The 25,301-nt window shown below is 61.4% G+C and carries 18 protein-coding genes; 15 read left to right on the top strand and 3 right to left on the bottom strand.

The window, feature by feature from the left end:
• The 5 genes from B0W55_RS21440 to B0W55_RS21420 all read left to right on the top strand — a co-directional run.
• Positions 1 to 568 (top strand): STAS domain-containing protein (locus B0W55_RS21440; protein ID WP_139340953.1); only part of this gene is annotated, 568 nt, incomplete at its 5' end.
• A 187-nt stretch (positions 569 to 755) separates the two neighbouring features.
• Entirely contained in the window at positions 756 to 2,105 is a 1,350-nt protein-coding gene (locus B0W55_RS21435; protein WP_077047914.1) for a GntP family permease, read from the top strand.
• A gap of 15 nt (positions 2,106 to 2,120) precedes the next feature.
• Positions 2,121 to 2,981 carry a MurR/RpiR family transcriptional regulator gene (locus tag B0W55_RS21430; protein WP_077047913.1) on the top strand — a complete coding sequence of 287 codons (861 nt, stop codon included), beginning with the start codon at positions 2,121 to 2,123 and terminating at the stop codon, positions 2,979 to 2,981.
• Between the two features lies 1 nt (position 2,982).
• Positions 2,983 to 4,464 carry an amidohydrolase family protein gene (locus tag B0W55_RS21425; RefSeq protein ID WP_077047912.1) on the top strand — a complete coding sequence of 494 codons (1,482 nt, stop codon included), beginning with the start codon at positions 2,983 to 2,985 and terminating at the stop codon, positions 4,462 to 4,464.
• 94 nt (positions 4,465 to 4,558) lie between these two features.
• Complete coding sequence (locus B0W55_RS21420) at positions 4,559 to 4,927, top strand: glyoxalase superfamily protein (protein WP_077047911.1); 369 nt, start codon at positions 4,559 to 4,561, stop codon at positions 4,925 to 4,927.
• A gap of 192 nt (positions 4,928 to 5,119) precedes the next feature.
• On the opposite strand, the gene B0W55_RS21415 is transcribed toward B0W55_RS21420, so the two are convergent.
• Positions 5,120 to 7,039 (bottom strand): methyl-accepting chemotaxis protein, encoded by a 1,920-nt coding sequence (locus B0W55_RS21415; RefSeq protein ID WP_077047910.1) that lies wholly within the window; start codon positions 7,037 to 7,039, stop codon positions 5,120 to 5,122.
• A gap of 236 nt (positions 7,040 to 7,275) precedes the next feature.
• On the opposite strand from B0W55_RS21415, the gene B0W55_RS21410 reads away from it, so the two are divergent.
• Both B0W55_RS21410 and B0W55_RS21405 read left to right on the top strand, forming a co-directional pair.
• Positions 7,276 to 7,947: a histidine phosphatase family protein gene (locus B0W55_RS21410; RefSeq protein WP_077047915.1), complete on the top strand. Its 672-nt coding sequence runs from the start codon at positions 7,276 to 7,278 to the stop codon at positions 7,945 to 7,947.
• Positions 7,944 to 8,789: a phosphatase PAP2 family protein gene (locus tag B0W55_RS21405; RefSeq protein ID WP_371807286.1), complete on the top strand. Its 846-nt coding sequence runs from the start codon at positions 7,944 to 7,946 to the stop codon at positions 8,787 to 8,789. The genes B0W55_RS21410 and B0W55_RS21405 overlap by 4 nt, the downstream gene beginning before the upstream one ends.
• Positions 8,790 to 8,923: 134 nt before the next feature.
• Here B0W55_RS21405 and rimJ read toward each other — a convergent pair whose 3' ends face one another.
• On the bottom strand, positions 8,924 to 9,511 hold the full coding sequence (gene rimJ, locus B0W55_RS21400) for a ribosomal protein S5-alanine N-acetyltransferase (protein ID WP_077047908.1): 588 nt from the start codon (positions 9,509 to 9,511) through the stop codon (positions 8,924 to 8,926).
• A 160-nt stretch (positions 9,512 to 9,671) separates the two neighbouring features.
• Entirely contained in the window at positions 9,672 to 11,078 is a 1,407-nt protein-coding gene (locus B0W55_RS21395) for a DUF2252 domain-containing protein (protein ID WP_077047907.1), read from the bottom strand.
• A gap of 615 nt (positions 11,079 to 11,693) precedes the next feature.
• Between B0W55_RS21395 and B0W55_RS21390 the strand changes: the two genes are divergently transcribed.
• From B0W55_RS21390 to pelG, 8 genes are all read left to right on the top strand, one after another.
• Positions 11,694 to 12,626, top strand: coding sequence for an NAD-dependent epimerase/dehydratase family protein (locus B0W55_RS21390; RefSeq protein ID WP_077047906.1), 933 nt, complete (start codon positions 11,694 to 11,696; stop codon positions 12,624 to 12,626).
• A gap of 62 nt (positions 12,627 to 12,688) precedes the next feature.
• Entirely contained in the window at positions 12,689 to 15,502 is a 2,814-nt protein-coding gene (locus B0W55_RS21385) for a bifunctional glycoside hydrolase 114/ polysaccharide deacetylase family protein (RefSeq protein ID WP_077047905.1), read from the top strand.
• Complete coding sequence (locus tag B0W55_RS21380) at positions 15,480 to 19,103, top strand: tetratricopeptide repeat protein (protein ID WP_077047904.1); 3,624 nt, start codon at positions 15,480 to 15,482, stop codon at positions 19,101 to 19,103. The genes B0W55_RS21385 and B0W55_RS21380 overlap by 23 nt, the downstream gene beginning before the upstream one ends.
• Positions 19,104 to 19,132: 29 nt before the next feature.
• Positions 19,133 to 19,651, top strand: coding sequence for a penicillin-binding protein activator LpoB (locus tag B0W55_RS21375; protein WP_077047903.1), 519 nt, complete (start codon positions 19,133 to 19,135; stop codon positions 19,649 to 19,651).
• A 5-nt stretch (positions 19,652 to 19,656) separates the two neighbouring features.
• On the top strand, positions 19,657 to 21,021 hold the full coding sequence (locus tag B0W55_RS21370) for a PelD GGDEF domain-containing protein (RefSeq protein ID WP_077047902.1): 1,365 nt from the start codon (positions 19,657 to 19,659) through the stop codon (positions 21,019 to 21,021).
• Positions 20,999 to 21,988, top strand: a complete 990-nt coding sequence (locus tag B0W55_RS21365; RefSeq protein WP_077047901.1) for a HEAT repeat domain-containing protein — start codon at positions 20,999 to 21,001, stop codon at positions 21,986 to 21,988. The genes B0W55_RS21370 and B0W55_RS21365 overlap by 23 nt, the downstream gene beginning before the upstream one ends.
• Entirely contained in the window at positions 21,985 to 23,499 is a 1,515-nt protein-coding gene (pelF, locus tag B0W55_RS21360) for a GT4 family glycosyltransferase PelF (RefSeq protein ID WP_077047900.1), read from the top strand. The genes B0W55_RS21365 and pelF overlap by 4 nt, the downstream gene beginning before the upstream one ends.
• Positions 23,500 to 24,870, top strand: a complete 1,371-nt coding sequence (gene pelG / locus B0W55_RS21355; protein ID WP_077047899.1) for an exopolysaccharide Pel transporter PelG — start codon at positions 23,500 to 23,502, stop codon at positions 24,868 to 24,870.
• The last annotated feature ends 431 nt before the right edge of the window (positions 24,871 to 25,301 follow it).

Raw genomic sequence — 25,301 nt, 5'->3', positions numbered from 1 at the left:
GTCCGGGGTGGTGGCGGGGGTGGCGATCCTGTTGTTCATCCTGTTTCTGTCGCCGCTGATCGAGCGTATTCCGCTGGCGGCGCTGGTGGGGGTGATGTTCGTGGTGTCGCAGCAGACCTTTGCCTGGGCGTCTTTGCGGGTGGTGAACAAGGCGCCGCTCAATGATGTGCTGGTGATTCTGGCGGTGACGGTGATCACGGTGTTTACCGACCTGGCCACGGCAGTGCTGTGCGGGATCATCATCGCTGCGCTGAACTTCGCCTGGCAGCAGGCCCGCGAGCTCTACGCCGACAGTCACCTGGAGGCTGACGGCAGCAAGTTGTACCTGATGCACGGCACGCTGTTCTTTGCCTCGACCACCGCGTTCCTCAACCAGTTCGATCCCGCCAACGACCCGGCGGTGGTAACGGTCGACTGTCGTCACCTGAGCTTCGTCGACTACTCGGCCATCGCTGCCCTCAAGACGTTGCGCGAACGCTATGAAAAGGCCGGCAAGCACCTGCGGGTGTTGCACCTGTCCGAGCGCTGCAAAAAGCTGCTCAAGCGGGCGCGGGTCAATCACGACTGACGACGGCATCGGCGCCCGGCGATGAAAATTCGCCGGTGCCATTTTCATTATTAGCGACACGGCATACCCATCAGCGACACGCCTTACCTCTGCACGAAAATTACTTTCACCTCGTTTGATAATCGCAAGCCGAAATGTTTTAAGAGTTTCACAAAACTTTCGACGTGACCCTCTCGAGGAGTACCGCATGACCCTGTCCTTCGGCTATTGGCTGCTGGTGTATGCCGCCGTTGCCATCATCGCTCTGATCGTGCTGATCGCGCGCTACCGGCTCAATCCGTTCATTGTGATCACCCTGATTTCCATCGGCCTGGCGCTGGTCGCCGGGATGCCGCCGTCCGGGGTGGTCGGCGCCTATGAGGCCGGGGTCGGCAAGACCCTGGGGCATATCGCGCTGGTGGTGGCGCTGGGCACGATGCTCGGCAAGATGATGGCCGAGTCCGGGGGCGCCGAGCAGGTGGCGCGGACCCTGATCGACCGTTTTGGCGAGAAGAACGCCCACTGGGCAATGGTCTGCATCGCCTTCCTGGTGGGGTTGCCGCTGTTCTTCGAAGTCGGTTTCGTGTTGCTGGTGCCGATTGCCTTTACCGTGGCGCGGCGGGTCGGCGTATCGATCCTGATGGTCGGTTTGCCAATGGTCGCCGGGCTCTCGGTGGTGCATGCCCTGGTCCCGCCGCACCCGGCGGCGATGCTCGCGGTGCAGGCCTATCAGGCGTCGGTGGGGCAGACCTTGCTCTACGCAATTGCCATCGGTATTCCCACGGCGATCATCGCCGGCCCCCTGTACGCCAAGTTCATCGTGCCGCGTATCCAGTTGCCGGCGGAAAATCCGCTTGAACGGCAGTTCCTTGAACGCGAGCCCCGCAGCAGCCTGCCAAGTTTCGGCCTCACCATGGCGACCATTCTGCTGCCCGTGGTGCTGATGCTGATCGGCGGCTGGGCCAACCTGATTTCCACGCCGGGCACCGCCCTCAACCAGTTCCTGCTGTTCATCGGCAACTCGGTGATCGCGCTGTTGCTGGCGACCTTGCTCAGCTTCTGGACCTTGGGTATCGCCCAAGGCTTCAACCGCGAGTCGATCCTCAAGTTCACCAACGAATGCCTGGCACCCACCGCCAGCATTACCCTGCTGGTGGGCGCCGGTGGCGGCCTGAACAAGATCCTGGTGGACGCTGGCGTCACCGACCAGATCGTCGGCCTGGCCCACGAATTCCATCTGTCGCCGCTGTTGATGGGCTGGCTGTTCGCCGCGCTGATGCGCATCGCCACCGGCTCGGCTACCGTGGCCATGACCACCGCCTCTGGCGTGGTCGCACCAGTGGCCATCGGCCTGGGTTATCCACACCCGGAATTGCTGGTGCTGGCGACCGGTGCCGGCTCGGTGATCTTTTCCCACGTCAACGACGGCGGCTTCTGGTTGATCAAGGAATACTTCAACATGACCGTGGCCCAGACCTTCAAGACCTGGACCGTGCTCGAGACCCTGATCTCGCTCGTCGCCTTCGGCCTGACCGTTGGCCTTTCCTATCTGATTTAGCCGGAGCCCGCTGCCATGGACATCCTTTACCAGATTCGCGCCCGCCAGGATTCTTTCAGCGCCGGTGAAGGACGCATCGCCCGACTGATGCTCGACGACGTAGGATTTGCCGCGTCCGCCAGCCTCGATGAGCTGGCGCAGCGGGCGGAAGTCAGCACCGCCACCCTGTCGCGTTTCGCCCGCACCGTGGGCTGCCGCGACTTGCGTGACCTGCGCCTGCAACTGGCCCAGGCCAGCGGGGTCGGCAGCCGTTTTCTCGACCCGGCGGGCACACCGGATCAGTCGGCGTTCTACGGCCAGATCGTCGGGGATATCGAGTCGACCCTGCGCCAGCACCTTTCGGGCTTCGACGAGTCGCGTTTTGCCGATGCGGTGAAACTATTGGGCAAGGCGCGGATGATTCACGCCTTCGGCATGGGCGGCTGCTCGACCCTGTGCAGCGATGAGTTGCAGGTGCGTCTGGTGCGCCTCGGCTACCCGATTTCGGTGTGCCACGACGCGGTGATGATGCGCGTGACCGCCGCCAGCCTCAGCGCCGAACAGGTGGTGATTGTTTGCTCCCTGACCGGCATCACCCCGGAGTTGCTGGAGACCGTGGAACTGGCGCGCAACTACGGCGCGCGGATCCTGGCCATCACCCGCGGCGACTCCCCACTGGCGCAACTGGCCGACATCGTCCTGCCGCTGCAAGGCGCCGAAACGTCCTTCATCTACAAACCGACGGCGGCGCGCTACGGCATGCTGCTGGCCATCGATGTGCTTGCCACGGAGCTGGCACTGGCTAATCCTCAAGACAATCAAGAACGTCTGCGGCGGATCAAACTGGCCCTGGACGATTACCGCGGCGGCGACGATCACTTGCCGCTGGGAGACTGACATGCAGTACGACACGCTGATTCGCAACGCCCTGATCATCGACGGCAGCAACCGCCCTGGCTATGCCGCCGACGTGGCGATTCTCAACGGCCGCATCGAGCGCATCGGCGACCTCGGTGACGCCCGCGCCACCGAGGTTGTCGACGCCCAAGGGCATGTGTTGGCGCCCGGTTTCATCGACGTGCACACCCACGATGACACGGTGGTGATCCGCCAGCCGCAGATGCTGCCCAAGCTCAGCCAGGGCGTGACCACTGTGATCGTCGGCAACTGCGGGATCAGCGCGTCGCCGGTGAGCCTGCGGGGTGATCCGCCGGACCCGATGAACCTGCTCGGCACCGCTGCGGCCTTCGTTTATCCGACCTTCAGTGATTACCGCGCCGCGGTCGAAGCGGCCAATACCACGCTGAACGTGGCGGCGCTGGTGGGGCATACGGCGTTGCGCAGCAATCACCTCGATGACCTGTTTCGCACCGCGACAGCGGATGAAATTGCGGCGATGCGCGAACAACTGCGCGAGAGCCTGGAAGCCGGTGCACTGGGCCTGTCCACCGGTCTGGCCTACGCCAGCGCCTTCTCGGCCTCCACCGATGAGGTCATGCAACTGACCGAAGAGCTCACCGCGTTCGGCGCGGTGTACACCACCCACCTGCGCAGTGAATTCGAACCGGTATTGGAAGCCATGGACGAGGCATTCCAGATCGGTCGCCATGCCAAATCGCCGGTGATCATTTCCCACCTCAAATGCGCCGGTGCCGGCAACTGGGGGCGCAGTCCGCAACTGCTGGCGTCCCTGGAGGAGGCGGCGAAAACCCACCCGGTGGGCTGCGATTGTTACCCCTATGCCGCAAGCTCCTCGACCCTGGACCTCAAGCAAGTCACCGACGCCCATCGCATCACCATCACCTGGTCCACGCCGCATCCGGACATGGGCGGGCGCGACCTGATGGACATCGCCGCCGAATGGAACCTGTCGTTGCTCGATGCCGCCCGCCAATTGCAACCGGCCGGCGCGGTGTATTACGGAATGGACGAGACGGACGTGCGGCGGATTCTGGCGCACCCGCTGTCGATGGTCGGCTCCGATGGCTTGCCGGAAGACCCGTTTCCCCATCCGCGCCTGTGGGGTGCATTCCCGCGGGTGCTCGGCCATTTCAGCCGAGACGTGGGCCTGTTCCCGCTGCACACTGCCGTGCACAAGATGACCGGGCTGTCGGCGGCGCGATTCGGGTTGAAAGAACGCGGCGAGATCCGTGAAGGGCATTGGGCGGACCTGGTGTTGTTCGACCCGCTGACCATCCGCGATGTGGCGGATTTCAATGATCCCCAGCGGGCCGCCGAAGGGATCGAAGGGGTGTGGGTCAACGGTGTGTTGAGCTACCGCGATGGCCAGGCCAACGGTCGCAGGGAAGGGCGGTTTCTGGCGCGAGAAGGGGATTTGCGCGACGGGTTTCAGTGCATTTCGGGCAGTGCGTCACAGTGATGGCATATTGAGATTAAAGATTGCCATTACCGCGCCGATTCGCTGACGTCCAGCCCGGCTACACGCCGGGCTCTTTCTGTCTGGGAGCAACTCGATGAGCTTCGGCAAAACCACCCCGATCCTGCGGATCTTCGACGAAAACAAGGCCATCGAATTCTACGTCGACTTCCTTGGATTCAAGATCGACTGGCAGCACCGTTTCGAAGCCGACTTCCCGCTCTACCTGCAAGTCTCCCGTGGCGAATGCGTGCTGCACCTGTCCGAACACCACGGCGATGCCACCCCAGGCTCGGCCCTGCGCATCGAAACCGATGAACTCGAAGCCTTCCAGCAGCAGCTGGTGGCCAAGCAATACAAGTTCTCCCACCCACAGATCCAAGCCATGCCCTGGGGCAGCCAGGACATGACCATCAGCGATCCGTTTGGCAATCGGTTGGTGTTTACCAATGCGATCAGTGTGTGAGGACGCAGGATTGTTGACCGGCTCTTGCTAGTGTCGTCCGATTGAATTGCATCTACCTGTGCGCTGATACGGGTAGTCTCGAGGCGCCTGTTGTACCGCCATCGCGAGCAAGCCCGCTGCCACAGGTTTTGCACAATCCTGTGGGAGCGGGCTTGCTCGCGAATGGGTCCTTCATCCACCGCTGAACGAGCGTCAGACGCGGAAGTGGCTGACCATCATCTGCAACTGATTGCCCAGCCTTGCCAGTTCCACACTCGACGCCGCGGTTTCATCGCTGGCGGCTGCGGTCTGTTCTGACACGTCGCGCACGTTGATGATGCTGCGGCTGATTTCTTCGGCCACGGCGCTTTGCTGCTCGGCGGCGGCAGCGATTTGCTGGTTCATCGACTGGATGTTGGACACGGTGCGGGTGATGCTTTCCAGTGACTCGCCGGCCTTGCGGGTCAGGGCCACGCTGCTGTCGGTGAGCACGCGGCTGTTGTTCATCACCGCCGAGACCTGTTGCGTACCGTTTTGCAGGCCGGCTACCAGCGCTTCGATTTCTTCGGTGGACTTTTGCGTGCGTTGGGCCAGGCCTCGCACTTCGTCGGCCACCACCGCAAAACCACGACCGGCTTCACCGGCCCGGGCCGCTTCGATCGCCGCGTTGAGCGCCAGCAGGTTCGTCTGTTCGGCCACGGACTTGATCACGTCCATGACACTGCCGATCTTGTCGCTTTCCTGTTGCAGCACGTCCATGGCTTCGGTGGAACGCACCACTTCGCTGGCCAGGCGCTCGATCTGGGCGATGGCTTCGTTGACCACCTTGTCACCTTCACGGGCTTCGCCGTCGGCCGCGGCGGCGGCTTGCGAGGCTTGTTCGGCATTGCGTGCGACTTCTTGCACTGTGGCGGTCATCTCATGCATGGCGGTGGCGACCTGATCGGTCTCGACCTTCTGGCTGTTGACCCCGGCGCTGGTCTGCTCGGTCACCGCCGACAATTCTTCGGCAGCGCTGGCGATCTGGGTCACGCCGTCGCGGATGCCGCTGATCAGATCGCGTAGGGTCACGCCCATGCGAGCGATGCCTTGCTGCAACACGCCGAGTTCGTCGCGGCGGGTGACCTTGACGTCGTGGGACAGGTCGCCGCTGGCGATGCGATCGACCACGGCCAGGGTGTCACGCAACGGGCCGGTGATCTGCCGGGTGATCAGCACAGCGGCAATGATCCCCACCAGCAACGCCAGCAAGGTGCTGACCAGTTGCAGGGTGCGCGCCTGCGCGCTTTCGGCATCGCGACGGTCGAGCTGGATCTGGTACAGCTGCTCGCTCAGGGAGACCACAGCGGCGCCCTGGTCGGTCATTTCCTTGCGCGCCTGCACCACGTCGCTGTCCGCGGTCTTGTAGGCCTGCAGCGCGCTGCGGTAAGTGCCCAGTGCGGTTTGCAACTGGCCCAGGGCCTGTGGCTGCAGTTCGGCGAAATGCGCGTTGAGGGATTTCACGCTGGCTATCGCGGCGTCCAGTTGGGCAACGGCTTTCTGTTCGGTCTCGGCGTTGGCGGTGGCGGTGTAGCCACGCACTTCGTAGCGGGCCAGCAGGAAGGCTTCCTTGGCGGCACTGATGGCCTGGAACTGTTCGAAACGCTGATCGCTCGGCGGCAGTTGCTGCACCTGGGTGTTGATGTCGTTGATCAACGTGTTGGCGGTTTGGCCGTTGGCGGTCATGACGTCGCGAGCGCTGTTGGCGGCGCGATAGGCACTGCGCATTTTGTTCAGCGATGCCTTGTAGGCGTCGATCACGCCACCTTGCTCTTTGAGCAGCTTGAGGTTTTCCGGGCTCTTGAATTTCACCAGCAGCGCTTGCTGCTGAGCGGAAAACCCTTCCAGGGTGCTTTGCACATTCTGCGCGATGGTTTCGTCGCCGTTGGCCAGCATGTACTGCAGGCGCGCCACGCGCAGCTTGGTCAGGCTGGCGTTGAGCTGGGTGATGTCGCTCATCCAGTTGCTGCGGTCGATCAGACCGCCCAGGCTGGTCCAGCCGGTGAGGGCCAGCACGCAGGTCAAGGCCAGGACCAGGCCAAAGCCCAGGCCCAGTTTCAGGTTCACGCTGATGTTGCCGAACCAGTTGTTCATCAAAAATTCCTCCAGGAACGTGGTGCTTTCCGATCGTCAGTTGGCTGGAAGATTGTTGTTTTTAGGCGCCAGCAGCAGGTGTAGACGGTTTGTATCGGCTGCATTCACGAGAGCTGAAAGGATTTTCTTGCTGGGGGTCTTAAGCTTTTTTTCACAAGCCTTTCACTACCTGCCCACGCTCGTCTCTCTACCCTCGGCGCATCGAATGAGGGGGCATGCCGGTGAGGCGGCTTGATGTGGAACTAAGACTGAATCTGTTCGGCGTGACCCGCACCATCGTCTTGCGCGGTTTTGCCCGCTATCGCAATGTGGCCGTGGTCCTGATGTCGGCATTGCTGGCGATTCCCTTGGCCCTGTACCTGATGCGTCCTGCCGCCGTCCCGGACCTTGCCCATGGCAACGTCGCCGGTGCTCAGGCGTTGCTGGCGGGGTGGGCTGGCGGCGACATGATCGTGCTGGTGCGCCACGTCGAGCGTTGCGACCATTCCAGCGCGGCGTGTCTGATGGGCAATGACGGGATTACCGATCGTTCACGCGATGTCGCGGTGGCCGTCGGCGCTCAGTTCGAGCGTCTGGGCCTGGGCAAGGCCGATATCTACAACAGTCCGATGATGCGCACGGCGCAAACCGCCGGCTACATGTTCAACAAAGTGGATGCCGGTGACCAATGGCTGGTCAACTGCAAAGGCACCATGCTGCGTGATGCCCTGGCGCACAAGGTTGCCGGTCGCAACCTGATCCTGGTGACCCACAGTGAATGCATGACGCAGTTGGAGAAAGACCTCAAGTTGCCGTCCTCGGTCCCGGGTTACGGCGCTTCGCTGTTTATCAATGCTCATGACCCTCAAGCACCGCGTATGCTGGGCTTTGTTGAGGCATCAGACTGGCGTTCGGTCGCGTTCAAATGAATTCACTCTCCAATCCGGGACACAACATGCAGAGCCGCTACCGCTTTTACTGGATGAACTTCGGGATCCCACTGGCCTGTGCGGTAGTGGTATTTCTTTGTTTCGATCTGACCAGGATCGACATCGCGTTCAACGATCTTTTTTTCGATCCGGTGACACAGAAGTTTCCGCTGGACCATGTGCATCTGTTTGAGAAGATCACCCATAAATGGGCGCGGGTCATTCCCAACTGGACCGGCGAACTGGCGATCATCGGCGCCGTGCTGTCGTTTGTCTGGTCGCTGCTGAGGGCCGAAAAGCGTCCGAAGCTGGTTGCGTTTCTGGACAAAATCAAAGTCGGCCCTGTGCTGCGCTTCACCCATAAACATCGCCGGGATTTCCTGTACGTGGTATTCGCGTTTGCCATCAGCACGGGTTTGATCCACTACCTCAAAGGCCACACCAGCGTGTATTGCCCGATCGAAACGACCCAGTACGGCGGCAAGATCGAGCACAAGGAATGGTACGAGAATTTCGATTTGCTGAAAGTCGCCGGTGACGGTCGTTGCTGGCCCGGTGGGCATGCTTCGGGTGGCTTCACGATGCTGGCGTTGTACTTCGTGGCGCGGCGTTATCGCTGGCGCTATTCGAAAGCGCTGATGTATGGCTTTTTGGGGCTGGGCTTTGTGTATGGCACTACCAGAGTGGTGCAGGGCTGGCACTACATGTCCCATACCTTCTGGGCCGGGATTGTGGTGTGGCTGGCGTGTTTGCTGACGGCGCTGGCGTTTTACGGGCGAGCGAGGCTGGAGATGCCGGTGCTCGAGAAGTCCGAAGCCCCGGGATTAGTGGCTACCGGTTGAACGCCGATCAAACTGTGGGAGCCAGCCTGCTGGCTCCCACAGGGTGTGTGTGTTGTCGGGTTTATTGTTGAGGATCGATGTTGACCAGCGCTGGACACCCGGCCAGACCGAAGTCTGCCCGCACATAGCCGCCATCACCCCAACGCCCGCGACCACTGCCGATCCGGATCTTCCCAGACCCGGCTCACCAGTGCCGTCAACACGTGATCCTGCCACTTCCCGGCAATGTTCAAGTAATCCTTGGCATACCCCTCTCGCTCGAACCCCAATCGCTCCAGCAACCGTGCACTACGGTCATTGCCGGGAATGTAGTTGGCCATGATCCGGTGCAGGTTCAGGGTCTCGAACATGTAGCCAATCGCCGCCTCGAGCGCTTCGTGCATCAGGCCCTGGCCCTCGCGGGACTGGCAAATGTGATAGCCCAGATAACACGCCTGAAACGCACCGCGCACGATGCCGCTGAAGTTGCACGCCCCAATCATCTGCCCGCTGTCACGATCGAGCACGGCAAAGTGCGCCGCATAGCCTTCATCGAACGCCATGGCTTGCTGCGCCAGGCGCGAGCGGATTTTTTCCGGGGTGTAGTAGTCGTCCGGGCGAACGGGCGACCACGGCGCCAGGTGCGTGTGGTTGCGTCCATAGAAGTCGCTTTCCAGCGCCGCTTGGCTGGGGCTCAGGATCGCCAGGTCCAGGCGTTTGCAGGGGAGGGTGAAGATCGTCATCGGGTGCTCCGGCAGTGGAGGGAATGACGTGCAATTTACAGGCAAAAAAAAGCCCGCGGGAGGGCGGGCAAACCGTAGTTTCTTGAATGAGCCAAGGCAATGTACAGGGAGTGGGATCAAGTGGGGGTGAAGAAAAGTTCATGTCGATGCGCGGGCATGATCAAGGCAAATGATCCGCCGCAAAATCGGCCTCTGAGCGCGCATGCAGTCGCCCCTTGCGACAGGCCTGTTGAAAGCGCTCAAAGTCGCGCTCGTTCTGTTCGGTATAACCTTTGGCGTATTTGTACAGCGCATCGGCCAGCGCGTCGCCCGTGCCAATGTAGCCACTGATGCGGGCGGCGCAGCCGCAAGACTTGGCGTGGGCGCGGGCCAGGGCCAGGCCACAGACTCTGCCGTAGGCGATGAAGGTGTCGGCATCGAAGGTTTCAAGCTCAGCCGACACCTTCATGTCACGCAATTGGCGAACGTAGAAGTGGCGGCCGCTGGGGCCGGTGGTCCAGCCAAGGAACAGGTCGCTGGCCGATTGCATCAGGCGCTGGCCCTCGACCACTCGCTGGCCCTCATGGCGTACCCGCGACTTGGCCTTGACGTACCCGGCCAGCACCGAGCGTCGCGCTTCCTTGAATTGCAGGAACAACGGCGATTCCTGCTGATCGGTCAACAGCGCCACCAGGCAACGGGTGCCGACACTGCCGACGCCCACCACCTTGAACGCCATGTCCTGAACGCGAAAACGTGACAGCAACTCACGGCGATCCCCCTGCAACGTGCCACGGTAGTCACGCATGAAGGTGTCGAACAGCGGTCGCCAGTCGGAAAGACGTAGCCAGTCGTCGTCGGCATCGAGCAGGGTGGTGTTGTTGTGCAGGTGGAAAATTTCCGGCAGGTCATCACGAATGATCAGGCGGCCATGGGTATCGCGTTCGCTGATTTTGGGCAGCAATTCGGTGTGGGTGCGTCGCTCGGCTTTTGCGATGGAGCGCTCGACATGCTCCAGGGTGTTTTTGCGCGCCTGATCGCGCAAATCATCGTAAGTGATGGATTCGTACCAGGTATCCAGCGCGCTCTGTTCGGCGCACTCGAGCATGGTTTGCTGGTAGGCGGCCACCACTTCATGGCAGACCGCTTGCTCCACCGAACCGCCGTGACGCAGATCGCGGGCGGCCACCAGGAAACTGGCCACCAGCCGCTTCAAGTCCCACTCCCAGGGCCCGGGATGGGCTTCGTCGAAGTCGTTGACGCTGAACAGCAGATTGCGTTCGGGCGTGGCGAAGCCGCCGAAGTTCATCAAGTGACAATCACCGCAGATCGGCGACACCAGCCCCATGTTCGGCGTGCCCGCCAGATCGTGGGCCTGCAACAGCGCATTGCCGCGATAGAAGGTAAAAGGCGACACCAGCATCCGCCCGTAACGCAACTCCACCAACGACTTGACCCGCCCCTCGCTCGACGCCTTGATCAGCGGAATCGGATCGCGGTTGGTTTTGCCCACTGCCGCGTGGGAACTGCGCGGGCACTTCTTGCGTGCGTCCTTGCCTTGTTTGAAAGGGTCTTTGAAGGAGGTCATGGCGGGCTCGTTCGACGGTTGTCTGGGTAGATTGCCGATTGAGTGTAGATGGGGATCGCTCGTTGAAAGGGGGGCATCGCTCGGGTGAATCGAGCACAGGGCTCATCCGCCCAGGCAAGCCGATACACGATAAGCGAATCCATCGGGGCCTCATCCAGGTGTAACTGGGCGAGTCGTCATATTTGACGAAAATCTGGTCAGCTTTGATGAGGCTGCTATCGTTAGTAGCGGGGGGCCATCCAGGTTCATTCTGCAACGGTATTTTTCGTTCAGCCGTGGCGGTTGTTGGATGAATCATTGGGAGGCGAAAGACTGGGTTGCACATCGACAATGATCGGAGCTTGATGCATAAATAAGCACTCTTTTGGATCCGATTCCGTCGTCAAAAAAATGGCTATTTTCTTTTTTCGTATCCATTCAGCGACAAATTAGACAACCTATTGACAGTGTCAGCGGGAACTCCCATTATCTCCCGCTGTTTGATGGCGTTGCGCCATAAAATTGTCATTCGTGACCGGTTAGTTTTACAGTCGTTACGTACGTTTTTTAAACTGACCCAAACCGATAGCGGACTTGCAAAACTAGTATCCGCTCGAATCTTCAGGAAGAAATTTCATGGTTGTAGAGCGAGTATTGGTGACGGGCGGGGCAGGTTTCATTGGGTCGCATCTGGTAGAGGCATTACTGGCCAAGGGTTATCAGGTTCGCGTGCTGGATAACCTGTCCACCGGCAAGGTCAGCAATTTGCCGATCGACAATGCCAGCCTGGATCTGGTCACCGGCGACGTCGCTGACAGCGCCACCGTTGCCCAGGCCATGCAAGGTTGCAACGCCGTCGTGCATCTGGCGGCGGTGGCCTCGGTGCAGGCGTCGGTGGATGATCCGGTTTCGACTCACCAGAGCAATTTCGTCGGCACCCTCAATGTGTGCGAAAGCATGTTGAAGGCCGGGGTCAAGCGCGTGGTGTTTGCGTCCAGCGCAGCCATCTATGGCAACAATGGCGAAGGCACGGCCATTGACGAAGACACCCCGAAATCACCACTCACGCCGTACGCCAGCGACAAACTGGCCAGCGAGTACTACCTGGATTTCTATCGCCGCGAACACGGCCTGGAACCGGTCATCCTGCGCTTCTTCAATATCTTTGGCCCACGCCAGGATCCTTCTTCGCCGTACTCCGGCGTGATCAGCATTTTTACCGAACGGGCATTGAAGCAGCTGCCGGTGTCGATTTTCGGCGACGGCGAGCAGACCCGCGACTTCGTTTACGTCCAGGACCTGGTGAGCATTCTGCTGCAGGCCGTGGAGGCGACCAAGCCGCAGCCCGGTGCGGTGAATATCGGCCTGAGCCGCTCCACCAGCCTCAATGATCTGATCGCTGAGCTGGGCAGTGCCACCGGCCATCCGTTGACTGTGAATCATCTGGCGCCACGTCAGGGCGATATTCGCCACTCGCGCGCCAACAATGCTCGCCTGCTCGAGCGCTTCAACCTCCCGGAGCCGACGTCGATCGGCAAAGGGTTGGCGCAACTCATCCGTAGTCTGTAACCCGGGGCGGTGTGACCGCCCGAGTTTCAGTGGCACTGGTTCAGTCAATTCAAGAGTGAGTTATGGAAATCGTTTTTCGCAGGACGCGTGTCCGCTCGGTCGCCAAGCGACTGTTAGCCGCTCTGGCACTGTGCGTGAGCGGGCCAGCCGTGCAGGCCGCCGCACTGACGCCACCCTCCAGCGTGACCTTCTGGTATGCCGACGAACCGCCGATTTCCGAACTGGCACAGTTTGAATGGGCGGTCGTCGAACCCGGGCACATGACACCGAGCGACGTCAAAACCTTGCGCAAGCTGGGCAGTGAGCCGTTTGCTTATCTGTCGGTGGGCGAGTTCGACGGCTCCAAGGCCGACATCGCCAAGGCCGGTCTGACCAAGGCGGTCTCCCCGGTGCGCAATGATTCGTGGAACAGCCAGGTCATGGACCTGACGGCCCCGGCCTGGCGCGAGCATCTGCTTGGTCGTGCCAGGCAATTGCAGGCCCAGGGCTATGGCGGACTGTTCCTCGATACCCTCGACAGTTTCACGCTGTTGCCCGAAGCCTCCCGTGAAGCCCAGCGTGCCGGCCTCGCCAGTTTTCTGCGCGAGCTGCACAAGCAGCAGCCGAAACTGAAGCTGTTTTTCAATCGTGGCTTTGAAGTGCTGCCCGAGCTCGACGGCGTTGCAGCGGCGGTCGCCTTCGAGTCGTTGTACGCCGGTTGGGATGCATCGGCCAAACGCTATCGTCCGGTACCTGAGGCCGATCGCGAATGGTTGCTGGGCCAACTGCAACCCTTGCGGGCCAAGGGCATTGCGCTCGTGGCCATCGACTACTTGCCGCCCGAGCGCCGCGAGGAAGCACGCAAGCTGGCCAAGCGTCTGCGTGATGAGGGCTTCATTCCTTACATCGGCACGCCTGAACTGAATTCGATGGGTATCAGCAACATCGAAGTCCAGCCGCGCCGCGTTGCACTGGTCTACGACCCGCGCGAAGGGGACTTGGCCTACAACGCCGGGCATTCGCTGCTCGGCGGTTTGCTCGAATACCTGGGGTATCGCGTCGATTACCTGCCCGCCACCAGCGCCATGCCTGACTATCGTTTCAGTGGCTTGTATGCCGGCGTCATCACCTGGATGACCAGCGGACCGCCCCAGGACAGCCCGGCATTCAATCGTTTTATCAGCAGCCGCCTGGACGAACACGTCCCGGTGGTTTTTTTCGGTGGCTTGCCGATTGAAGACAAGCTGCTGCTCAAGCGCATGGGCCTCAATCGCGGGGCAATACCGGGTACGCAAGCGCTCACCATCACTCATCAGGACAAGGCGCTGCTGGGGGCGTTCGAAGCACCGGTGCAGCCCCGATCCCGTGACCTGACGGCGGTGTCCGTTCTGCCCAACGGGCCGAAACCGGCACTGACGCTGACCAACGCCGCAGGTGAGACGTTCAGCCCGGTCGTGGTCGGTGACTGGGGCGGCCTGGCCCTGGCGCCTTACATTCTTGAAGTGAACAACGAGCGCAGCCGCTGGATTCTCGATCCTTTCGCGTTCCTCAAGGCCAGCCTGCGTCTGCCGGAACAACCGCGCCCCGACACCACCACCGAAAACGGCCGTCGCATCGCGACCGTGCATATCGATGGCGATGGTTTTCCGTCCCGCGCCGAAGTGCGTGGCACCCCATACGCCGGTCGCCACACGCTGGACGACTACATCAAGCCGAACCCTTTCCTGACCTCTGTATCGATCGTCGAGGGTGAGATTTCGCCGCGCGGCATGTTCCCGCACCTGGCCCGCGAACTGGAGCCCATCGCCCGCGAGATTTTCGCCAACCCCAAGGTCGAAGTCGCCACCCACACTTTCAGCCACCCGTTTTTCATGCAGCCGGAAATGGCCAAGAAACGCGAGAATTTCAAGCCGGAGTACGGCTTGAACATGAAAATTCCGGGCTACGACAAAATCGACTTCCAGCGCGAGGTGGTCGGTTCGCGCGACTACATCAACCAGCAGCTCACCACCCCGGAGAAGCCGGTGAAGATGGTGTTCTGGCCAGGTGATGCCTTGCCTTCAGCGGCAACACTGAAGATTGCCTACGATGCCGGCCTGAAAAACGTCAACGGTGCCGAGACGATGATGACCAAGGCCGATCCGTCGCTGACCGGCCTCAATCCGTTGCTGCGGCCCACCGAGGGCGGTTTGCAGTACTACGCACCGATCATCAACGAGAACCTCTACACCAACCTGTGGAAAGGTCCGTATTACGGTTTCCGCGACGTCATCGAAACCTTCGAACTCACCGACAGCCCGCGGCGTCTGCGCGGCCTGCATCTTTACTACCACTTCTATTCGAGCACCAAGCAAGCCTCGATCAAGGCCATGCACGAGATCTACGGCTACATGCGCGACAAGCAACCGATGTCGCTGTGGATGAGCGATTACATCGATCGCCTGCATGGCCTGTATCAGTCCAGCCTGGCGCGTACCGCTGACGGCAACTGGCAGATTCGCGGCATGGATGCATTGCGCACCGTGCGCCTGGACCCGCAAATGGGCTGGCCGGACCTGCTGCGTTCGCAAGGCATTGCCGGTGTGCGCGATCTGCCGCAAGGGCGCTACGTGGCCCTGAGCAGTGATCGGGCATTACTGGTGCTGCGTCCCGATCGAGACAGCAGACCGGCGCTGGAAGAAGCCAATCTGCCGTTGCTGGATTGGAAGTATCTGGATGATCGGCGAGTCAGTTTCTCGTTTGACGGGCAGTTTGATCTGACCTTCTCGGTACGCTCGGCGAACGCTTGCCGGGTGGAAGTGGATGGGCAGCGTTTTGCAGGCAAGGCATCGGCCGGTCTGTGGGTTTTTCAATTACCAATGAAGCAGGTGAGTAATGGTCAGCTCCTCTGCAACTAAAAGTAGCCGTCTGCTCAATCCCTGGGCACTGGCGGTGGTGGCGGTTGCTGTGGGAGGTCTGCTGTGGGCGACCTTCCAGCGTGAAGAAGTATTCCAGCCCGATGGTCGTGAACCGGATGCCGTATCGGCCAATTACGCCGAATTGCTGCTGGCTGCGCACCCCGACGATGATCACCTGCGACTGCAGTTGGTCGATCTGCTGATTCGTCTGGGTGAATACGCCAAGGCACGTCAACACCTGGAGGCCTGGCCCAAGCCAGTGCCGGAAGTCCAGGCTTACTACCGTCTGGAACTTGATGCACTGGTGGCGGCCAACAGTAACGATCTGATCGCACAACAGGCATTGGTCGAGCGGCTGAAAAGCTTCGATCACCGCAAGTTGCCCGTGCCTCAGTTGCAGAACCTGGCGAAGCTGGCGCTGACCCTGCAGGCCCCTGCCTTTGCGGCCAGCGTCTACGAAGAAATCGCCGGGCGTGACCCCAAGCTGCGCACCGAATCGCTGAAGTCCGCCGCCCAGTGGTATATGGCCGGTGAAATGCCGGGGCGTGCAGCAGAGATCTACCTGCAGCTCAAAAGAGAAACCCAGGTCGCTGCCGAGCGTCGCGAGTATGCGCAACTGGCGTTCAACGGCTTGCTGTCCGCCGGTCGTGGCGACCAGGCCGCACAAGTGCTCTCCGATGAACTGCCGCAGTTGACCAATCCGCAAACCGATGCGGCCTGGCTGGAGCAGGGCGTCGATGTCGCGGTGGCGAGCAAGCGCTTTGATCTGGCACAGCGCGTGCTCGATCAATGGTTGGTCTTGCAACCGGAAAACCCGCAGATCCCTCTGAAAACCTTCCACGTGCGTCTGGCTATCGGCGACCTGGCAGGGGCATGGGAAACCGGTCAGCAGCTTGTGACGGAGCACCCTGAAGATCCGGTGCTGCTCGAGCAGATGGCGCATCTGGGTGAGTGGCGTGGCGACAGTGAAGCTGCGCTGGGTTACTGGATTCGGCTGTTGAAATTGCGCGAAGACCCGCAGGTGCGCGAGCACGCCTGGCGCCTGGCCAGTCAGCAGTTCGATTTCGATCGTTCGATTCCGCTGCTGGCCGAGATCATGAATCAGCGTGAGTTGACCGACGTCGAACTCGATGCGCTGATCTACGGTCACGAATCGCGGGGCACGCCCAATGAGGCAGAAGCCTGGTTGCGTGCCTACGTGCGCAAGTATCCTGCCCATCGCCTGGCCTGGACGCGTCTGTTGCAGAACCTGGAAAACACCGGCCAGTTCGCGTCCAAGACCAAGGTCTACCAGAGCTATTCGAAGCGCTTCACGCTTAACAGTACCGAACAGGTCGATTGGGCCAATACCTACTTGAAGCTGTTCGATAACCAGGCGGCGTGGAACGTGTTGCAGTCCGACGACCCGCGCATCACCGATGCCGACTATTGGCGTACCCGCGCATCGTTGGCCTGGGATCTGGAGCGCGATGAGGATTTGCGGGTGTCTCTGGAACGACTGCTGGCAATCAACGGCAAGTTGAACAGCGGCGACGAGAGTCAGTTGATCACTATCTATCGCACCACCGATCCGCAACGCGCCCTGAAAATGATGGTGGGCAGTTGGGAGCGCACCCGCGATCCGCAACGCCTGGTCGAAGCGTTGCAGCAAGCCCAGGAATTGCAGGACTGGCCGCAGGTCGTGGCGCTGCTCAAGGATGCCGAGCAACACCCTGAAGCCTACGAGCAAGCCCAGGTATTGGCTGTTCGGGGTGCTCTGGCAGTTCAGCAGGGCCAGAGCGATGAAGCTGAGCGCCTGTACCTGCTGGGCCTGTCGCGCTACCCCAATGACAACCTGTTCCGTGAGCGCCTGGTGTGGCTGTACGTCGATCAGGCCAACACCACGAAACTCAAGCCGTTGATGAGCCAGTGGCGCAGTCAGGCGCGTGAAGACCGTCTGTTGTGGCTGCCCTTCGCCAGTGCCAGCCAGATGCTGGGGCGCGATGCCGAAGCATTGGCCTGGTATCGCATGTACCTCAAGACCAGTCCGCAGGACTGGCTGGTGCGCGCGGCCTATGCCGATGCATTGGAGAGCGCCGGGTACGAGGATGCGGCCCAGCGTCTGCGCCTGAAGTTGTTGCGCAGCCCGGAAGGCGAGAACGTCCAGCCCTCGTCCCAGCGCTATGCGATCTGGCTGCGTCTGATGTCCAGCAGCTATTCGCCGCGCAAGGCTCAGCAGGAAGTCTCGAAGTGGAAGGACGGCTCGCCGGCCATGTTGCAGTTGTGGTTCGAGCGTTTGCTGGCCCGCCTGGACGCTACCAATCAGGAAGCGCAAAAGGATGAGTGGCTGGCTTGGGCCCGTAAGCAAGGCTTGAAGGTCGAGCGTTACGAGCAAATCCAGGAAGCACTGCGCAGCCGTAACAAGGATCAGGTTGAAACCCTGTTGGCCAGCAGCGACCTGAACCCGGCGCAACGGGCACAGGCACTCAATCGACTGGGACGCCTGGGCGAAGCGCTGGACACCAGCCTGTCGGCCCTGGGCGACGATCAGCCTGAAGCGGTGCGCGAACAACTGCGTCGCCAGGCCGTGGAAATCCACGAGCGCACGCCCCAGGGCGCGCAACTGTCGTGGCAGAACCAGGACTTCGGCGGTGTCGAGTTCAAGGCGCCGCGCCTGGAGATTGCCCACAACCTGGGCGACCAGTGGTACGCCGATCTGCAACTGGAGCAGGGCACGTACGACGGCGACGATCTGAATGCCTCGAAAATCGGCGACGAGAACAACGCAGCCCTGACCTTGATACGCGGTGTGGAGAACGGCAGCTACAAACTGTTCGCCGACACCAGCCAGCGCAAGGACGACGACCGCAATGGCCTGGGCCTGGCCCGTACCTGGCAGGTGGACGTCGGCGATGAACTGGATGTGGGCATCGATTGGCATCGCAAGAGCGATGACAGCGGCCTGATGCGTGCTTTCGGTCAGCAGGATCGTGTGTACCTGGGTGGCCGCCACAGCCTGACCGCCCGCGACCAGTTCAGTTGGGAAGTGGCGCAGCGCAAGTTTTCGACCCGCGCCGGCGACGATCTGGGCGATGGTCATGCGTTGAAGATGGAGGTCAACCACACCCTGGAATTCGCAGGCCCGAACTGGACCGTGCGCAGCGGTGTCGATTATCAGAAGAACAACGTCAAGGACAAGAATCTCGACTACCTGTCCAGCAACTTTGGTGGCCCGGTGATCAGGAATCTGCCTGTTCAGACGTTTGATCCTGACACCGGCGCGCCGGACCCGATCAACCCGCAGGACATCGAAACCGTCACCGCCGAAGACCTGCTGCAAAGCCGCTACGGCCAACTGTATGTCGGCAGTTCCTGGCGCCGTGGCCTGCCGGGGGCGCTGGTGCGTACCCATCCGCAGTACACCTGGCTGGTGGACCTGACGGCGGGCTGGCAATGGACCGATCAAACCTTTAACTACGGCATCAACACCGGGATCGGCGTTGAGGTGCTGGGTGATGACGAACTGGCCCTGACCTTCGGCTACCAATCCGCGCCACAAGGCGGGGACGGCAAGGCTGGCGGAACACTGGGTGTGAGCTACGGCGTGCGTTTCGGACGCTGATCATGGAATTTTCTACGGGAGAAAGACGTATGCAAGCAATTCGTAATCTGAGCCTGGCGCTGGCAGTCCTGTTCGTCGCCGGCTGCGCCAGCTTCACCAGTGAACAAAGCCCGAACCTGCCGCGCAGCGCGCAGTGGGGTGTGGTGCCGATGGTCAACTATTCGCAGACGCCGCAGGCGGGTGAACGCAGTGAGCAGATCCTGCTCAGCGTGCTCAGCAGCCACGGCCTGCAACCGCGGGTCTACCCGGCGAGCACCCAGGGCGAACAGGCGCTGATGGACGACAACGAGCGTCTGGCCGGTGCGCTGGAGTGGGCGCGTGAGCAAAAGCTCGATTACGTGGTCGCCGGCAGCGTCGAAGAGTGGCAATACAAGAATGGCCTGGACGGCGAGCCGGCGGTAGGCATCAGCCTGCGCGTGCTCAATGCCAGCACCGGTCAAGTGCTGTGGAGCAAAAGCGGCGCCCGCGCCGGCTGGTCCCGTGAAAGCCTGGCGGGCACTGCGCAAAAAGTGCTCGACACTCTTGTTGGCGCCCTTCGGTTCGAGTGAATGCAATGAATTCTCCACACATGGATTACAGCCTGGCGCCTCGCGCCAGCGGCCCGGTGTCTTGGCTGGAAACGTTTTTGGTCACGGGCCTGGCGATCGTTCTGGGCCTGTGGCTGACCCCGGAAGACCCGATGCGCATGCACGGTGGCTTTCCGTGGCCGATTCTGGCGCCGCTGCTGTTGGGTGTGCGTTATGGATTTGTCCGCGGCCTGTTCAGCGCGGCGTTGTTGGTGATTGCGGTGTTCGTGCTGCGCTACACCGGTCATGCCGCGTATGCGCAGCTTGAGCCGTCGTGGATTGTCGGCGTGTTGGTCTGCGGGATGGTGGTGGGCGAGGTTCGCGATCTGTGGGAACGGCGTCTCGAGCGTCTGCAGATGGCCAACGATTATCGTCAGTATCGTCTTGATGAATTCACCCGCTCGCATCAGATTCTGCGGGTGTCCCACGATCTGCTGGAGCAGCGCGTGGCAGGCAGTGACCAAAGCTTGCGCAGCTCGTTGCTGGGCCTGCGCGAGAAATTGCGGGTCATGCCTGATGAAAGCGACGCGCTGGCGGCTTTGGCCGATCCGATCGTTGCCGTGCTGGGCCAGTATGGCGCCCTGCGGGTCGCCGGCCTGTACCGGGTCGACGATCGCGGTGAGAAAGTCTTGCCCGCGCCGCTGGCCACCATTGGCGTCATGGGTTCGCTGGACGTCGACGACGGTCTGGTCAAGCTGTGCCTGGAGCGCGGTGAGCTGGTGAGTGTGCGTCAGGAGCTGCTGGAAGCCGGCGCCGCCGCGCAATTCTCCTCGTTGCAGGCCTGCATTCCGTTGATCGACGCCCAAGGCCGTCTGCTGGCGGTACTGGCCGTGCGGCAGATGCCGTTCTTCGCCTTCCAGGACCGGACCCTGAGTTTGCTGGCACTGCTGGCTGGGCACATCGCCGATTTGCTGTTGCGCGATGCCCAGGTCCTGCAACTGCAAGACGCCGATGCGCAGCACTTCACGCTGCAACTCAAGCGCTCGCAGGTGGACGTCGAGAAGCACAAGTTGTCGGCCGGTGTGTTCGCCTTCGAAATGACCCGCCCCAACGAAGAGCTCACCCGCCTGCTGGAACGCAGTCAGCGTGGTCTGGACTTGCACCTGCCGCTGCGCAACAACCGCGATCATCAGCTGTTGCTGGTGCTGCTGCCGTTGACCAGCCCGCAAGGCACCGAAGGCTACCTGGCGCGTATCAACCTGATGCTGCATGAACACTTTGGCATTGAAAGCGACATGGAAAGCCTCGGCGTGCGGGTCATGCCGTTCAATCTGGAGCCTGGTGAACCCAACGGGCTGCGTAACTTCCTGTACAACGAGTGTGGTCTGAATGATCAGCAAGTGGCTGTTTAGCGGAGCCCTGTTGTTAGAGGCGGGCAGTTGGACCACCTTGTGGACCGACTGGCCCGAGGCGCACCAATTGCTGGTGTTCACCCTCAGCCATGGCCTGGCCTGCGCGATGTTGTGCGGCGCAGTCTGGTTGCTGCTGCCGGCGCGTTACCGCGCGCCGCTGCCGTGGAGCCCGCTGTTCATTTTCAGCCTTGCGTTCTTCGTGCCGGTCATCGGCACGATCGGTGTCGTCGCGGCGATCTTCCCGGCGCTGTACCTGCCGCGCAAGCGCGACAAGCAAGCCTGGCAAGCGGTGGGCATCCCGGACCTGCCGTACCGGGCGCAGTTGCAATCGCGCTCGCCGATTTTCGCCGATGGTGGTTTGCAGGACGTATTGCGTCATGCCCCCGATCCCGATCAGCGTCTGGCTGCGTTGCTGGCTACCAAGCGCATGCCCGGCAAGGAAGCGGTTCCGATCCTCAAGCTGGCCCTGGGTGACCCGAGCGATGACGTGCGCCTGCTGGCCTACTCGATGCTCGATAAACAGGAAAGCGACATCAACCTGCGCATCCAGATCGCCCTCGGCCAACTCAACGGCGCCACCACCAAGGCGGCCGGCAAGTTGCATGGCACCCTGGCGCGCTGGTACTGGGAACTGGCGTATCTGGGCCTGGCCCAGGGCAGCGTACTCGAGCACGTACTCAGCCAGGCCAACGAGCATGCCGAGCAAGGCTTGCAAGCAGGCGAGGGCGGCGAACTGTTTCTGCTGGCCGGGCGTATTGCCCTGGAGCGCGGCGATATCGAACGCGCGGAAGTGCTGCTGACCAAGGCACAGGAAGACGGCATGGGCGCGGCGCAGATCCTGCCGTTCCACGCCGAGCTGGCCTTCGAGGCCGGTCACTATCACGAAATTCCGGGGTTGCTCGCCAGCCTTCCCGAAAAAACCCGTCAGCGACCTCCCTTCGCTGATCTGGTGAGGAGCTGGACATGAGTCAAAAGGAAGAGGCGCCCAAGGCCGACATCTGCCTGCTGCTCGAAGGCACCTGGCCTTACGTGCGCGGCGGCGTGTCGAGCTGGATTCATCAGATGATCCTCGGCCTGCCGGAATTGACTTTCTCGGTGATGTTCATCGGCGGGCAGCGCTCGGCCTATGGCGAACGGCGCTATCAAGTGCCTTCGAACGTGCTGCACATCGAGGAAGTGTTTCTCGAAGATGCGACCCATCCGGTCGATACCCGGGGCACGCCACGGGAAGCGGACCTGCAATTACTGCAAGATCTGTATCGTTTCCTGCATCACCCTGACACGCCGGAGCCGGCGCTGGGTGAGGGCCTGCTCCACAGCATCGCCCAGGGCCGCCTGACCCTGGATGACGTACTGCGCAGCCGCGCCAGTTGGGAGGCGTTGAGCGAAGGGTATCGCCTGCATTGCGCGGACCCGTCGTTCATCAACTATTTCTGGACCCTGCGCTCGATGCAGTCGCCGATGCTGATGCTCGCCGAAGCGGCGGGGCGCATGCCCCGGGCACGGGTGCTGCATTCGATTTCCACCGGTTACGCGGGGCTTTTGGGCTGCATCCTCAAGCAGCGCTGGAACTGCACCTATCTGCTGAGCGAGCACGGGATCTACACCAAGGAACGCAAGATCGACCTGGCCCAGGCCAGTTGGATCGCCGAGAGTTCCGGTGAGGCGCTCAACCGCAGTCTCGATGCAGGCTCCGGTTACATCCGTACCCTGTGGGTGCGCTTCTTCGAGCGCATCGGGCAACTGACCTACAACAGCGCCGACAGCATCATTTCGCTGTACGACGGCAACCGTCAGCGGCAGATCAAGGACGGTGCCGATCCGGTGCGCACCCGGGTCATTCCCAACGGCATCGATTTGCCGCAGTGGACCGCCGCGCTCGAATCCCGCGCCCCCGGCATTGCGCCGATCGTGGGTTTGATCGGGCGTGTGGTGCCGATCAAGGACGTGAAAACCTTTCTGCGGGCCATGCGCGGCGTGATCAGCGCCATGCCCCAGGCCGAAGGCTGGATCGTCGGGCCGGAAGAGGAAGACCCGGAATACGTCAGCGAATGCCGCAGCCTGATGGCCAGCCTGGGGCTGGAGGGCAAGGTGCATTTCCTTGGCTTCCAGCGCATCCAGGAAATCCTGCCGCAACTGGGGCTGATGGTGTTGACCTCGATCAGTGAGGCGCAGCCGCTGGTGATTCTCGAAGCCTGGGCCGCCGGCACGCCGGTGGTCAGCAGCGACGTGGGTTCGTGCCGCGAGTTGATCGAAGGCGGCAGCGCCGAAGACCGTGACCTGGGGCTGGCCGGCAAGGTCGTGGCGATTGCCGACCCGCAGGCCACCAGCGTGGCGATCCTCGAATTGCTGCGCAACCCGAAACGTTGGGAAGCCGCGCAGGCCAGCGGCTTGCTGCGGGTCACCCGTTATTACACCGAAGCCTTGATGCTGCAGCGTTATCGCGATTTGTATCAAGCCGCCATGGAGAACAGTTAAATGGCCGGGATTGGCTTCGAACTTCGCAAGATCCTGTCGCGCGATTCCTACACCGCGACCTTGCACGCTTATGTCTACGCCGGGCTGATCAGCTCAGGGCCCTGGGTGCTGTCGATCATCAGCGTGATGCTGGTGGGTATCATCAGCCTGAGCCGCGTGGTGCCCAATGCGCTGGTGGGGCAGTTCCTGGTGACGGTGACTTACCTGATGGCCACTTCGCTGATCCTCACCGGTGGCTTGCAGCTGTTCTTCACCCGCTTCGTGTCCGACCGCCTGTTCGAGCACAAGTACGATCAGATCCTGCCCAACCTGTTGGGTGTGTTGCTGATGGTCACCCTCGGTGCCGGCGGGCTGGCTATCATCGTGCTGGGCCTGTTGTTCGATCAGTCACTGATGTACCGACTGCTGGTGCTGTCGAACTTCGTGGTGCTGTGCAACCTGTGGATGGTGATCATCTTCCTGTCGGGGATGAAGGCTTATAACCGCATCCTGCTGGTGATGCTGGTGGGCTACACGCTGATGGTCATCAGTGCCTACCTGTTGAGCTTCCTGGGGATCGCGGGCCTGCTGCTGGCGTTGCTGATCGGGCACAGCACGCTGCTGTTCCTGTTCCTCTACGACATCCTGCGCGAATACCGTGCCGAGAAACTGATCGCCTTTGACTTCCTCAAGGGCCGCCAGGTGTTCGTCAGCCTGCTGGTGACCGGGTTCTTCTACAACTTCGGGATCTGGATCGACAAGTTCCTGTTCTGGTTCAACCCCGGCACCTCCAACGCAGTGATCGGCCCGCTACGCGCCTCGATCCTGTACGACCTGCCGATCTTCCTCGCATACCTGGCGATCATCCCCGGCATGGCGGTGTTCCTGGTGCGCATTGAGACCGATTTCGCCGAGTGGTACGACCGTCTGTTCAGGGCGATCCGCGAAGGTGAAACCCTGCAGCACATCAGCTCACTGAAGACCGAGATGACGTTGTCGATCCGTCAGGGCCTGCTGGAAATCTGCAAGGTGCAGGGGCTGACCGCGGTGCTGCTGTTCCTGTTCGCGCCACGGTTGCTGGAGTGGCTGGGCATTTCCAGTTACTACCTGCCGCTGTTCTACATCGACCTGATCGGGGTGAGTATCCAGGTGGTGTTCATGGCCTTGCTCAACGTGTTCTTCTACCTGGACAAGCGCACTGTGGTGTTGGAGTTGTGTGTGTTGTTCGCGGTGTTGAACGCCACGCTGACGTTGTTCAGCATGTACCTCGGCCCTAGCTTCTTTGGCTATGGGTTCACCTTGTCGCTGCTGGTTTGTGTGTTGCTGGGGCTGCACCGGTTGTCCACAGCGCTGGAAGACCTGGAGTACGACACCTTCATGTTGTCGCGCTGATTTCTTGCGGTTTCCCGGGTTGGAAAAAGGCACTGGCGATTATCGGCAGTGCCTTTTTTCTTTGACTGTGGGAGCGGGCTTGCTCGCGAAGGCGGCCCGACAGCCGACCAGTCGCTCGCGGATGTACCCGAATCCCCTGTGGGAGCTGGCCTGCCAGCGATGACGGCCTGACAGCCGACCAGTCTCTTGCGGATGTACCCGAATCCCCTGTGGGAGCTGGCCTGCCAGCGATGACGGCCTGACAGCCGACCTGTCTCTGGCGGATGTACCCGAACCACCTGTGGGAGCGGGCTTGCTCGCGAAGGCGGCCTGACAGCCGACCAATCTCTTGCTGATAGGGTACATATCCATTCCTGCGGTAACGGCCGCTTAGGGTTTCGCCATTACGGCGAGTCCCTTTTTCAAACGCCAAAAAGGAACCAAAAGGCTCG

This window comes from Pseudomonas sp. KK4 (assembly GCF_001984065.1).
In the GTDB taxonomy this organism is placed as follows: Bacteria; Pseudomonadota; Gammaproteobacteria; order Pseudomonadales; family Pseudomonadaceae; genus Aquipseudomonas.
Note: the sequence above shows the minus strand (reverse complement) of the source record. Positions and strands in the feature narration are given on the sequence as shown.